Source organism: Phyllobacterium sp. 0TCS1.6A (assembly GCF_026420825.1).
Taxonomy (GTDB): Bacteria; Pseudomonadota; Alphaproteobacteria; order Rhizobiales; family Rhizobiaceae; genus Phyllobacterium.
This window is the reverse complement of record NZ_JAPMAB010000009.1, coordinates 118,393-131,291: the sequence shown is the minus strand read 5'-3', so window position 1 is coordinate 131,291 and position 12,899 is coordinate 118,393. Positions and strand designations below refer to the sequence as shown.

The following is a 12,899-nucleotide window of genomic DNA, read 5'->3' as shown; positions in this document are numbered from 1 at the left end:
CGGCCCAGCCCTCGGGCGCTATTGCAGATTGGTGTGACGGGCCTGCATGGCATCGTGCTGCCCGTCCGAAAAGGCCAGCGCAATGCTGTCGAGGATGAGCAGGCAGCTCTGTTCGAACAGCGTGCCGCCGAACTGGCGGCTGCCGGCCACCGGCACGAGGATGCGCGGATCGCAATATTGGGCGAGGGTGCTTTCGGCCCTCCCCACGAGGCACGCCACCTGTGCACCTACGGAGCGCGCGATCCTGGCGAACGCTATCGTGGTGGCGGTTTCGCCAGAGGCCGAGAGGACGATCATCAGATCGCCCGATGCAATCGAGGGAGCGGTTGCCTCCCCGACGAAGTGGACCCGGTAGCCAAGGTGCATGAACCGCATCGCAGCCATCTCGGCCACCAGCCCCGAACGACCTTGCCCGCAGAAGAAGATGCGCCTGGCCGAATCCCGGAACAGGCCTTGCAGCGCCGCAAGACCGGTCTCATCGATGCGCGCCATCACCGCATCCAGTTCTTCCCTGACGGTTTGCAAGGGCGGCGGCCGCATGTGCTGCTCCTCCCGACGATTATTTGCGCACGAGGCTGAAGGTGAAATGGCTGCCGCGGTGATAGTCGACGGCGTAGACGACGGGGGCGCCGGCGTCATTATATGCCGTTTCCGTGATCAGCAGGGCAGGGCCGAAATCCCGCAGATCGTGGCGCTCCACGATTTCTTCCGGCAGCGTCACCGCGGTCACCGATGCCGCGGACATGCGCGGGCGCTGCTTGTAGCGTTCCAACAGGTCGAGCAGCGATCCACTCCAGTCGAGATCATAGAGCTTTTCGGGGATGATCGTGCGCGGAACATAGTCGAGGCAATACATGATCGGCGTGTCGCGCTCGAGGCGCAGCCGCTCCAGCCGGATCACCCGCTCGCCGGCCTCGAGCTTCAGATGCCTGGCCACGGTCTTGTCGGCGATTTCCTCGCTGATCGAGAGAATGCGGTTGTTGGTACGATATCCGTATTGCCGCGACATGTCCGTGACGCTCTCGAACACCGTGATGGGCCGGTCCACATGCACGGCGGACATCGCCGAAACGAAGCGCCCGCGCCCATGCTCGACATAGATGAAACTGTCCTGCTCGAGCAGCTTCAGGGCTTCCCTGAGTGCGGGACGGGAGACCTTGAAACGTTCGGTCAGCTGCGATTCGGTCGGCAGCTTGTCGCCGGGGGCGAGGCCCTCCTCGCGGATGAGTTCCGCAATCCGGTCTCTCAAGCGCACCACAAGGGTCCTTGAATCGCGCAACGGTTCTTCCACGGCAATACCTCGCAATTGTTCATTCTTCTTGTCTGACAAATCCTGCGAGGTCAAGCCAGGCATGCGACTGCGGCGGCAGGCTTCCCCGACAAGTGCCGCAATATGCCGAAAAGGCGCTCTACTCCGCTTGACAAGCTGCGGCCTAGATGTCAGTTGTCTTACAACATTTCAAACCGGGACCAGACATTGTCATGCTAAACTTCGATGAACAGAGATATCTTCGCATTCAGTCGGGCGCGGCTGGCTTTGCGGCACGTTTCGATGCCGTCATTGCCGATTGCCTGAACAAAGGCGCGGAGAATGTCTTCTTCCTTGGCACGGGTGGCGCGGCCATATTGATGCAGCCGGCAGCCCAGCTCCTGCAGCGCAGCTCGCGCTTTCCGGCCTATCTCGATCTGCCGGCGGAGCTGATCCTCGCCGATTCGGCCAATCTCACCGCCAAGTCCATCGTCGTCATGCCTTCGCTCTCCGGAACGACCAAGGAGAGCGTGGCGATGCTGGCGAAGCTGAAGCAGATCGGCGCGACTGTGCTGACCCTTGTCGGCCATGCCGAGACGCCGCTAGGCAAGGGCGGCGACCACGCCTTCGTCAATTTTGCCGAGGACGACACGTCCTGCGAATCCTTCTATCTGCAATCCTTGTTCGTCGCGCTTTCGATCATGAAACACCGTGGCGAAATCGCCAATTACGAGCAGATTATTGCCGAGATCGCGCTGCTGCCGCAATTGCTGATCGAAGTGAAGCGCGGTTTCGAGCCCCAGGCGCGTGGTTTTGCCGAGGCGATTGCAGCGTCGAACTACCACATCATCGCCGGAGCCGGGAATGTATGGCCGGAAGCCTATTATTACGGCATGTGCATTCTCGAAGAGATGCAGTGGATAAGGACGCGGCCCGTGCATGCCTCGGATTTCTTCCACGGCACGCTTGAACTCGTGGAGGACGATGTCAGCGTCATTCTCTTCAAGGGCGAGGACAAGTTCCGCCCGCTCGCCGAAAGGGTGGAGAATTTCGTGCCGAACTACACGAAGAAGCTGTTCGTTCTCGACACGGCATCCTTCGCGCTTCCCGGCGTCTCGGATGAGGTGCGCGCCCTGGTCTCGCCGGTCGTCCTCGCCGCCGTCCTCGAAAGGGTCAGCGCGCATCTGGAAGTGATCCGCAATCATCCGCTGACCACGCGGCGCTATTACAAGCGCGTCGCCTATTGATTATGGACGCAGTCAGCCCGCATGGTGCTGCATCATGTATTGAGGCCTGAATGAGATCCTTCCATTTCGCAGCGGTCGGCGACAATTGCGTCGACCGCTTTCAAACACCGGTGCGCGAGGCTTTCGCTGGCGGCAATGCCGTCAATGTCGCCGTCCAGTTGACCGCGCTCGGCTGCCCGACGGCCTATTTCGGCGCCATCGGAGATGATGCCGATGGCCGGCATATCGTCGACGCCTTGTCGGCGAACAGCGTCAATACCGACCATGTGGCCATTAGGCCCGCCGTTACCGCCTTCACCGACATCGACATCACCGAGGCGGGCGAACGGGTCTTTGTCGTCGAGGAGTTCGGCGCGTGCCGGGGCTATGCGCCAAAGCCCGATGAACTCGCAGTGCTGGTGCAGATGCGCCACGTCCATATCGGCTGGCTCGACGATGGCGGCGCGCTTCGGCAGGCGCTGGCGCAAAGCGGCACGAGCGTCTCGCAGGACGTCTCCGTCAATGCCGATCCGCGAAATCTCGACGTGGCCGGCCTCGGCATCGTCTTCGCCTCGGCCGGCTCCCCTGATGAAGCGCGGCACATGGCAGCCGAGTTCCACCGGCGCGGCGCCGCCCTGGCGGTGGTGACGATGGGCGCGCTCGGCTCGCTGGCATCCGACGGCAAGGAGATCGTCCAGATCGGCATCAAGCCGGTCGACGTCGTCGATACCACGGGCGCCGGCGACAGCTTCATTGCCGGCTTCATCGCCGCAAGGAGCAGGGAGGGCGGCGATCTGCGCGTCTGGCTTGAGGCCGGGCGCGATGCCGCGGCCGCCACATGCACCCATCTTGGCGGCTTCCGGCAAATACCGCGCTTGCTCTGACCGCCCGACCTGCCGCCGGCTGGAACCTAGTGCAAGATCTGGCTGAGGAACAGCTTGCTGCGCTCGTTCTGCGGATTGTCGAAGAATTCCGCCGGTTTTCCTTCCTCGACGATCCGCCCCTGATCCATGAAGATCACCCGGTCCGCCACCTGGCGGGCAAAGCCCATTTCATGGGTGACGCACACCATCGTCATGCCTTCCCTGGCGAGGGAAACCATGGTGTCGAGCACTTCCTTGACCATTTCCGGATCAAGCGCCGATGTCGGCTCGTCGAACAGCATGATCCGGGGGCTCATGCAGAGCGCCCGGGCAATCGCCACCCGTTGCTGCTGGCCGCCGGAAAGCTGGCCGGGAAACTTGTTCGCCTGCTCGGGAATCCGGACGCGTTCGAGAAAGTGCATCGCCTGGTCGATCGCCTGCTTCTTCGGCGTCTTGCGAACCCATAGCGGGGCGAGGATGCAGTTCTGCAGGATGGTGAGATGCGGAAACAGGTTGAAGTGCTGGAATACCATCCCCACCTCGCGCCGCACCTCGTCGATCCGGTCCTCTTCATCGTTGAGTTCGATGCCGCCGACGACGATTCTGCCCGATTGGTGCGTCTCCAGCCGGTTGATGCAGCGGATCAGGGTCGATTTGCCCGAGCCCGACGGCCCGCACAGGACCACCTTCTCCCGCGGCGCAATCGTCAGGTTTATATCGTCGAGCGCATGATAGCTTCCATACCATTTATGGACGTCTTTCATCTCGATCTCGGCACTTGCAGGAGCAGGCTGGGTCATGAGTTCTGTCGTCTCCGATCAGCGCTTCAGGGAACGGCCGAACCGTTCCTCGATGCGGGCCTGGATGATTTCAAGGGCGATGGACAGCAGCCAGTAGATCATGGATGCGGTGATCAGCATCTCGATGTGGCGGAACTCCTTCTGGCCCATCGTGCGTGCCAGATACATGATTTCCCAGACGCCGACGACGGAGACCAGCGACGAATCCTTGAGCATGGCGATGAACTGGTTGCCCGTCGGCGGAATGATGACGCGCATCGCCTGCGGCAGGATCACCAGGAACATGGTGTGGTTGGGCCGCAGGCCGAGCGCGGTGGCGCCCTCGCTCTGGCCCTTCGGGATGCTCTCGATGCCGGCGCGGAAGATCTCCGTCATATAGGCGCCGTAGCAGAGCGAAAGCGCGAGGATGCCGGCCGGAATGGCGCCGATCACATAGCCGACCTGCGGCAGTCCGAGATAGATGATGTAGATCTGCATCAAGAGCGGCAGGCCGCGGAAGAGCGAGGTGTAAAAGCTGGCGAGGCCGTAGACGACGCCGTTCTTCGACAGTTTGGCGATTGCGCCGATGAGCGCGATGATCGTCGCGATGACGATCGAGATCACCGAAATATATAGCGTCGTCACCACGCCTTGCGTGATGAGAAACCCGATCTTCTTGGCGATGAAGCTGAAACTGAGATTGAACGAATAGAAGAACAGCAGCAGGAGCGCGAATAGCTCGGCCCAGACGGCGCCGACCTGGTAGAGCCGCGGCAGGAGACCCAGCACCTTCCAGTTCAGCGCGATCAGCAGCGAGATCACGATCGCAGCCGCGACGCGCGACGCCCCGGGGGATTGCAGGGCTTCAGGCAGGAATGGCTGCAGCCAGCCCGGTCCCACGCCCATCCAGTAAAGCATGGCAGCCAGAAGCACGATGGCAACCGATCCGCCGATCCGCTTCGTCGCCTTCGGATGCGACAGGATGAACGCTGCGATCATGAGCGGAGTTTCCTTCTCTGGGGCTTGAACAAGGCGCTCTTGGGCTCAGACATAGGGGCGCTCCCGCCACCAGTCCTGGGCCTGCAATTTCCAGTAGGTCAGCTGGGCGGTGGCGAGCCCGGCGAGGCCGCCGGCCCAGACGAGGCCATAGGGGTTGAAGAGCGTATAGCGGTCGGACTGGCCGAGTATGGCTTCGGCAACCAGCTTTCCGCCGATCGCCGTCGTGTTGAGCCCATGTCCGCCAAAGGCCGTGCAATACCACACATCGGGCTGCAGCCGGCCGATCTGGGGCATGAGGTGGCGCGCATAGGACATCAGCCCCGACCAGGCGACTTCGGTGCGCAATTGCGCCAGCTGAGGATAGGTGGTGGTCATTTCCCGGCGCAGCTCATTGGCGAGGGCGCTGGCGGAAGCCGCCTTGGTGGTGATCCGGCCGCCCCAGAGCAGGCGCCGCCCGCCATCGACCACCCGGTAATAATCGCCCGCCCGCCGGTTGTCGCCGATGGCATCGGTGGTCGCGATGGCGGAAGCGATCAGTTCCGGCGCCTCTTCCGAAAGCATCACATAGGTGGCGATGGGCAGGAAGCTGCGGCCGACCTTCGGTATCAGCGAAGTCGTATAGCCGCCGGTGCTCAACACCAGGCGGCGCGCTTTCACCGTGCCGGCGGCGGTGCGCACGACCTTCGACGCTCCGGAAAGATCGGTCGATGCCGCCGCGCTCTGCTCGAAAATCCTGCCGCCGAGCCGCTCGATCTCGCGGGCGAGCGCGCGCAGATAGTTCAGCGGATGTATGTGGAACGCCTGCGGGTCGCGCAGCGCCTGGAAGTAGCGATTGGAGCGCAGGCGCTGGCGCACCTCGTCGCACTCCATGAAATCGACCTTGTAGTTGAAATTCTTCTGCAGCTTCTCGGCATAGGCCTTGAGCCCGTCCGGATCGGGATAGCGCAGCACGCTCATGATGCCGTTGACGGGCGCCGCCTCGGCAATCTTCAATTCTGCGATCGTATCGCGGACGAAATACATCCCTTCGACCGAAAGCGCATGCAGCTTGCGGGCAGCATCGGCGCCGACGGCACGCTCGATCGCATCGGCGCCATTGGCATAGCCCGGGCTGACAAATCCGCCATTGCGGCCGGAGGCGCCCCAGCCGATGCGCTGCGCTTCGAGCACGACCACCGACTGGCCGGCTCTTGCAAGCTGCAATGCGGCGGTGAGGCCGGCAAGACCGCCGCCAACGATCAGCGTGTCGCATTCGATGATGCCATCGAGCTTCGGAAAGGATCGATCGTCCGCAAGCGTCCGGCGGTAAAACGTATCTATATATGTCATTGATCTCTCGCGGCCCACGGCAAGGCGATTGAAAAGGGGCGACATCGGCCGCCCCCTTCAAATGTATCAGTTGGCGCTGTAGTCCTTGCCGTACCATTTGGTGGTCAGCTTGGCCAAGGTACCGTCGGCCTTGATCGCCGCGATGGTTTCGCCGACCTTGGCGGTCCATTCCGGATCGCCCTTTTCGGCGATCACGACCAGCGGTTCGCGGAAGGCATATTCGCCTTCGATGATGCGTACCGGATAGCCGTTCTTGATGGCGTTCTGTGCAGTCTGTTCCGGCGCGATGACCGCGTCGAGGCGCACGCCATCGCCAAGCCGCAGATCGTCGAAAGGCAGCATGGAGTCGGCAAAGGTGCGCACTTCGCCCGGCTCGATCTTGTATTCGATCGGCGGCAGGCCCGGCGCATCGATCTCGAGCTGGCGGCGGATGAAATCCTCGGAGGTCGTCGCCGTTTCGACGCCGATCACCTTTCCGTTGAGATCGTTGACCGAAGCAGCCTTGCTGTCCTTGTGCACGACATAGACATAGGGGCTGTAATAATAGATCGAGGCGAAATCGATGACATTGGCGCGCGCCTTGGTCGGCGTTACCGAACCAACGCCCACATCATAGCGTCCCTGCCAGCGGCCGCCCGTCAGGGTCGCCCAATCCGGCGTCTCGAACGAGACTTCGACGCCCAGGCGCTTGCCGATTTCCTTGGCCATGTCGATGTCGAACCCGACCATTTCATTATTGTCGTCCAGATAGCTCTGGGGAGGCCAGCTGCTGTTCGTGGCGACCACCATTGCCTTCTTGCTCATGACCCGATCGAGCGTCGCGCCGGCGTGGGCCGCCGTCGAGGCCGCAAGAGCCAATGCTCCTGCCACTGCAAATTTGAGAAAACTGTTCACGAGAGACCTCCTTCTTTGGCAACGTCTTCCCCGCATTCTCTTGTGGTTATGTAAGACGTCAGACAATACATTGCGGCGTGAAAAGCTGCGGAGTCAAGAGAGCGGCGCAGCGAAACCACCGTCACTTGTTGTCGAATTCACATGGGATGATGAAGTTCGCACATCGGCGGCAGGCAAAAACCCGGCCCAAAAGAGCCTGCCTTCGATGCCACTATTTCGATGCAGCGCTGCAAAGAAGGATTGCACGAACGTTGCTGCGTGCTTCGACAAGTTCACCATGAGGGCTCAGGATGAGGGAGAGTGGAGTTTGGCAGGGGGATAATTCTGCGAGGTTTCAGATCATGGCTCCCTGCTTTTCTGCAATCAAATCAATCATCCTCATCCTGAGCCTGTCGAAGGACCCCACAACAGTAATGCAACACACGCCCCTCCAGGTGGGATAAGTGGAAACTTATCCCACCTGTTTGAAGCCGGGGTATTCTGCACAAATCCTTTCCAGTGGGGGAGCAGCTTCCGGTGCTGTTTCGACAAGCTGGGGAAGGGTGGCGTTGCCGGATGGTCGGAAGTGACAACCCCGATCGACCGGCAAACTGCAGAAGGAAACGGAGGTGGCGCTTCGTTTTCCGGGTTGTTGCGTCTGACAAGCGTAACAATGGCAGGCAAAGACGTCGCGGGCGGTCTTCGGACCTCGACCCTGATACCTACTGACGCGCTGAAGGCCGCCCGTCTCCCCCCCCCCTTTTTCAATGACCAGACGCGATTTCGCGGGCGTGGTGCGGATTTTCCGTATTCAATAGGTGTTGCACCCCACCTCCCTCATGCTGAGCCTGTCGAAGCACGCACGATGTTGATGCAACCAAAAAAGATTGCACAAACGTTGTTGCGCCCTTCGACAAGCGCAGGATGAGGGTTATTGGAATGATTGCAGGGTGATGGCTCTGAGATGTTGGCGGGTGTCGAGAGCTTACAGAACTACCACCCCGCCACCAAACCACCGCCCTCAGCCCTCGCTGCGTTCGGCCCAGATCTGTGCGAGTGCCACCAGCGTGGCGACGCTCTTTTCCATGTCCTGCCGGCTCACCCATTCCAGCGGCGAGTGGAAGGCGTGGCCACCGGCAAAGATGTTGGCGCAGGGGAGGCCCATGAACGACAGGCGCGATCCGTCGGTGCCGCCACGGATACTGCCGCGCACCGGCGTCAGGCCCGCCCGCGCTATCGCCTCGGTGGCGTATTCGACGATCCGGGGATGCTGGTCGAGCACCTGTTTCAGATTGCGGTATTGTTCCTTGACCTCAAAGGTGGAGGACGCGCCGGGATAGGCGGCGACGACCTCGTTCAGCAATGTCTCGAGCAGCGCGGCGCGCTGCTTGAGAAGCGCATCGTCGAAATCGCGGATAATGAAGCCGAGTTCGGCCTTTTCCATCGACCCGGTGATGCCGGTCGGGTGGATGAAGCCCTGCCGCCCCTCGGTCGTTTCAGGCGCCTGGTCGGCGGGAAGCCTGTCCAGCAGCGCGGCCGCGATCTTGATGGCGTTCTGCATCCGGCCCTTGGCAAAGCCCGGATGAATGGCGACGCCGGATATGGTGATCTCCACGCCGTCGGCCGAGAAGGTCTCGTCCTCGATAGTGCCCGCCGTCGAACCATCGACCGTATAGGCGAATTCGGCGCCGAGCCTGGCGAGGTCGACCTTGTCGACGCCGCGGCCGATCTCCTCATCCGGCGTGAACAGGATCTTGATGGTCCCGTGCGGGATCTGCGGGTTCTGCACCAATGTCTGCGCGGCGGTCATGATCTCGGCGATGCCGGCCTTGTCGTCCGCGCCGAGCAGGGTCGTGCCGTCCGTGGTGATGATGTCGTTGCCGATCTGGTCCGACAATGCCTTGTGTTCGCTCGGGCGGATGATCCGGCTCGAATCCCCCGGCAAGGGGATATCGCCGCCGCCATAATTGCGCACGATCTGCGGCTTGACATTGGCTCCGCTGAAATCGGGCGCCGTATCCATGTGGGAGCAGAAACATATGACCGGCACGGGCCTGTCCACATTGGACGGGATGGTGGCGTAGACATAGCCATGTTCGTCGAGATGGGCGTCGGAAAGGCCAAGTTCCAGCAGTTCCTCCACCAGAAGACGGCCGAGATCCTTCTGCTTCTCCGTCGATGGTTGCCTGGGCGATGTCGGGTCGGACTGCGTATCGATCACCACATAACGCAGGAAACGTTCGACGACAGTCTGGTTCATTGCTCTTCCTTTCTGACCATTCGGCCGCTATCAGCCGAAATCGACGGCTGTCGTATTCGACCCGCAGACGAGCACGGCGACGCGCTCGTCAGGACCGGGACGATAGGCGCCCGACAGGATGGCGGCAAGGGCGGTGGCGCCGCCCGGTTCGGCCACGACGCGAGCGCCGTTCCACAGCGCCTTCTGCGCGGCGATGATCGCATCATCCGTGACGAGGACCGATTCGGCGACATGGTCCCGTGCGATCGGAAACATGAGCTGCCCCACCTGGCGCGGGGCGAGGGAATCCGACGCGACGCTGCCCGCCGGCGCTTCGACCGGTTTGCCGGCCCGCAAGGCATCGTGCAGCGTCGGGGCGCCGTCGGGCTCCACCGCCACGATCCTGATGCGGCTGGCATACCAAGCGGCTATGCCGCCGATGAGCCCGCCGCCGCCAACCGCCACCAGCAGCGTCGTCACCTCGGGCAAATCCTCTTCGATCTCATGGCCCAGCGTACCCTGGCCGAGCAGGGTCTCCATCTGGTCATAGGCATGGACGGCGAGCGCGCCGTGTTCGGCAATGAATGTCTCGCTCGCGGCCAGCGCATCGGCGTAGCGCGCCCCACCGATGACGATATCGGCGCCATATTGCCGGATCAGCGCGATCTTCGCCGCCGAGGCAAGTTCGGGCACGAAAATGGTCGCGCGGATGCCGAGCTGCTTCGCGGCATAGGCGACGGCCGCGCCATGATTGCCGCCCGAGGCAGCGACGACGCCGGCGGCGGGAATCTCGCGCGTCAGCAGATTGGCGAAGGCGCCGCGCGCCTTGAACGAGCCGGAATGCTGCAGGCATTCGAGCTTCAGGTCGAGCGGCAGCGCCGGACCGCCGAAATCGGCCAGGTCGGTGCGCAGGACAGGCGTTCGGCGCACATGGGGACGGATCAGCCGCGCGGTGTCGGCTATGGTCTCGCTTGTGATGAGCATCGGGAGAATCTCGCAATGGGGGAGCCGCCAGCTTAGGACCATCGCCGGTCGTCGCGCAAGCACCTTCGCAGCGCATTGCAGCACTGAGGTGCGCAGGATGCAGAGGCAAATCTCCATGGGCCATCTCGATGGACCATTGCAAATTTTCAGTGAGGTTGACACCGCCATGAGCATCTGCTTATTTTCAATTTAACAAATGAGCAGAAATTGCACTTTTGTTGTTCGCTCTGAAAATCTGGGTCAATGGGGAGGAAAACCATGCTCAACCGTCGTCGTTTTTTGTCGAGATTCGTTCTGGCCGCGTCTGCCGTTGCGCTCGCGGCAGGTATCGGGCTAACCGCGCCAGCCCATGCGGAGGGATTGAAGATCGGCTTCAGCCAGGTGACGCTGCAGTCGCCATTCTATGTGCAATTGAAGACCGGCGCCGAGGCAGCGGCCAAGGCGGGCGGCGATACGCTGATCTTCCTCGATGCCAATGGCGATGTGAGCAAGCAGAACAACGATATCCAGGATCTGATCACCCAGGGCGTCAACGCGCTCATCATCAATCCGGTCAATCCTGATGCGGTCGTGCCTTCGCTCGAAGCCGCCGTTGCCGCAGGCATCCCGGTCATCACCGTCGACCGCAGCGTCAATGGCGAGGGCGTCACCGCCCATATCGGCCGCGACAACAAGAAGATGGGCCAGATGGTCGGCGAGGCCGTCGTCGAAAGGCTGAAGGCCGATGGCGTGGAGAAGGCCAAGATCATCGAGATCCAGGGCGATGCCGGCGGCGCGGTCATGATGGATCGCCGCGACGGCTTCCACAAGGCGATCGAGGGTTCCGGCCATACGATCGTCGAGGGACCCTATGCCGAATATATCCGGGCCAATGCCGTTACCGCCATGCAGGATCTCCTGCAGGCAAATCCGGACGTCAAGCTGGTCTATGCCCATAATGACGACATGGCTCTCGGCGCGCTGCAGGTGCTGAAGGAAAACAACCGCAACGACGTGCTCGTCGCCGGCGTCGATGGGCTTTCGGAAGCCCTCGGCATCATCGCCGATGGCGGCAATTACATCGCTTCCGCGCTGAACGATCCGAAATATCTCGGCGACGTGACCATCCAGGTGGCGCGCGAGGCGGCGGCGAAGAAGCCGGTGGCCAAGTTCGTCGATGCCGGTTCGACGCTCGTCACTGCCAAGAATGTCGCGGATTTCCCGCGTGAAGGCCTGTTCGCCGAATATCGCCCCGAGGTTCTGGGCAAATAACCATATTGGCGGGGCCGGTTCTGCCGACCCCGCATTGTTTCCTATCCATACGCAGTCAAGGATCCATCATGCGCGCAGCAGTACTTTACGCCCCCGGTGATATACGCCTCGAAGAGGTTCCCGTTCCGGATGTGCTTCCGGGGCATGTGCTGCTGCGCGTTGCCGCCGTCGGTGTCTGCGGCTCCGACCTGCCGCGCATGCTGATCAAGGGCGCGCACAAGATGCCGCTGATCTGCGGCCATGAATTCTCCGGCCATATCGCCGAACTGGGCGAGGGCGTCGAAGGCTTCACCAAGGGCGAACTCGTGGCCGTGCCGCCCATGCTGCCCTGCTACAAATGCGACCAGTGCCAGAAGGGCCAGTTCTCGCGCTGCCGCGACTATGATTATTTCGGTTCCCGCCGCGATGGCGCCTATGCGGAATATGTCTGCGTGCCGGTGTCCAATCTCCTGAAGACGCCGGAAGGCATCGACCCGAGGGCCGTCGCCATGACCGACCCCGCCTCGATCGCGCTCCACGCCATCTGGAAGGCCGGCGGCATGACCATGGGCCAGCGCGGCGGCGTCATCGGCTGCGGTCCCATCGGCCTGTTCGCCATCCAGTGGATGCGGCTCATGGGCGCCAGCGAAGTCGTCGCGGTGGACGTGTCGGAAGAGAAGCTGGAACTCGCCCGCCGGGCCGGCGCCAAGCACACGTTCCTTTCCGGCAGCGACATACCGGCCGGTCTTCTCTGCGATACGATCGTGGAGGCAGCGGGGCATCCCTCGTCCATCAACATGGCCGTAAAGATGGCGGCGCCCAGCGGCCATGTGGTATTCATCGGCATTCCGGTCGGCGAAGTGCCGCTCGACAACAAGACTTTCCAGCATTTCCTGCGGCAGGAGATTTCCCTGCATGGGTCGTGGAATTCGTTCGGCGCGCCCTATCCCGGGCCGCAATGGACGGTCACGCTGGAGAAGCTCGGATCGGGAGAACTCGAATGGGAATTCATGCTGACCCATGACCTCGATCTTGCCGAACTGCCGGCAATGTTCGGCAAGTTCCAGAATGACAGGTCGATGTTCTTCTCCAAGGTGATGTTCCGCCCCTGATCGTGGCGGGACAGGG

Annotated in this window: 12 protein-coding genes; 4 read left to right on the top strand and 8 right to left on the bottom strand. The window is 62.0% G+C overall.

Annotated elements, in window-relative coordinates:
• Nucleotides 1–18: 18 nt before the first annotated feature.
• Together OSJ75_RS18380 and OSJ75_RS18375 are read right to left on the bottom strand one after the other, a co-directional pair.
• Complete coding sequence (locus OSJ75_RS18380) at nt 19–540, bottom strand: SIS domain-containing protein (protein ID WP_267229031.1); 522 nt, start codon at nt 538–540, stop codon at nt 19–21.
• 19 nt (nt 541–559) lie between these two features.
• Nucleotides 560–1,291: a GntR family transcriptional regulator gene (locus OSJ75_RS18375; RefSeq protein WP_323748382.1), complete on the bottom strand. Its 732-nt coding sequence runs from the start codon at nt 1,289–1,291 to the stop codon at nt 560–562.
• Nucleotides 1,292–1,482: 191 nt separating this feature from the next.
• On the opposite strand from OSJ75_RS18375, the gene OSJ75_RS18370 reads away from it, so the two are divergent.
• Nucleotides 1,483–2,496 carry an SIS domain-containing protein gene (locus OSJ75_RS18370; protein WP_267229029.1) on the top strand — a complete coding sequence of 338 codons (1,014 nt, stop codon included), beginning with the start codon at nt 1,483–1,485 and terminating at the stop codon, nt 2,494–2,496.
• Between the two features lie 50 nt (nt 2,497–2,546).
• A complete protein-coding gene (locus tag OSJ75_RS18365; protein ID WP_267229028.1) occupies nt 2,547–3,359 on the top strand; it encodes a PfkB family carbohydrate kinase in 813 nt (270 codons plus the stop codon).
• Between the two features lie 26 nt (nt 3,360–3,385).
• On the opposite strand, the gene OSJ75_RS18360 is transcribed toward OSJ75_RS18365, so the two are convergent.
• From OSJ75_RS18360 to OSJ75_RS18335, 6 genes are all read right to left on the bottom strand, one after another.
• Nucleotides 3,386–4,138 carry an amino acid ABC transporter ATP-binding protein gene (locus tag OSJ75_RS18360; RefSeq protein ID WP_250019810.1) on the bottom strand — a complete coding sequence of 251 codons (753 nt, stop codon included), beginning with the start codon at nt 4,136–4,138 and terminating at the stop codon, nt 3,386–3,388.
• Between the two features lie 18 nt (nt 4,139–4,156).
• Nucleotides 4,157–5,116 (bottom strand): amino acid ABC transporter permease, encoded by a 960-nt coding sequence (locus OSJ75_RS18355; protein WP_267229027.1) that lies wholly within the window; start codon nt 5,114–5,116, stop codon nt 4,157–4,159.
• Nucleotides 5,117–5,161: 45 nt separating this feature from the next.
• Nucleotides 5,162–6,445 carry an NAD(P)/FAD-dependent oxidoreductase gene (locus OSJ75_RS18350; RefSeq protein WP_250019812.1) on the bottom strand — a complete coding sequence of 428 codons (1,284 nt, stop codon included), beginning with the start codon at nt 6,443–6,445 and terminating at the stop codon, nt 5,162–5,164.
• 66 nt (nt 6,446–6,511) lie between these two features.
• Nucleotides 6,512–7,339, bottom strand: a complete 828-nt coding sequence (locus OSJ75_RS18345) for a transporter substrate-binding domain-containing protein (RefSeq protein WP_371929612.1) — start codon at nt 7,337–7,339, stop codon at nt 6,512–6,514.
• Between the two features lie 1,000 nt (nt 7,340–8,339).
• Entirely contained in the window at nt 8,340–9,578 is a 1,239-nt protein-coding gene (gene pepT, locus OSJ75_RS18340) for a peptidase T (protein WP_267229026.1), read from the bottom strand.
• Nucleotides 9,579–9,608: 30 nt separating this feature from the next.
• Nucleotides 9,609–10,541 (bottom strand): threonine/serine dehydratase, encoded by a 933-nt coding sequence (locus OSJ75_RS18335; protein ID WP_267229025.1) that lies wholly within the window; start codon nt 10,539–10,541, stop codon nt 9,609–9,611.
• 258 nt (nt 10,542–10,799) lie between these two features.
• Here OSJ75_RS18335 and OSJ75_RS18330 point away from each other — a divergent pair, with 258 nt between their 5' ends.
• Both OSJ75_RS18330 and OSJ75_RS18325 read left to right on the top strand, forming a co-directional pair.
• Complete coding sequence (locus OSJ75_RS18330; RefSeq protein ID WP_250019487.1) at nt 10,800–11,792, top strand: substrate-binding domain-containing protein; 993 nt, start codon at nt 10,800–10,802, stop codon at nt 11,790–11,792.
• A gap of 68 nt (nt 11,793–11,860) precedes the next feature.
• Nucleotides 11,861–12,883: a galactitol-1-phosphate 5-dehydrogenase gene (locus OSJ75_RS18325; RefSeq protein ID WP_250019488.1), complete on the top strand. Its 1,023-nt coding sequence runs from the start codon at nt 11,861–11,863 to the stop codon at nt 12,881–12,883.
• Nucleotides 12,884–12,899: the final 16 nt, after the last annotated feature.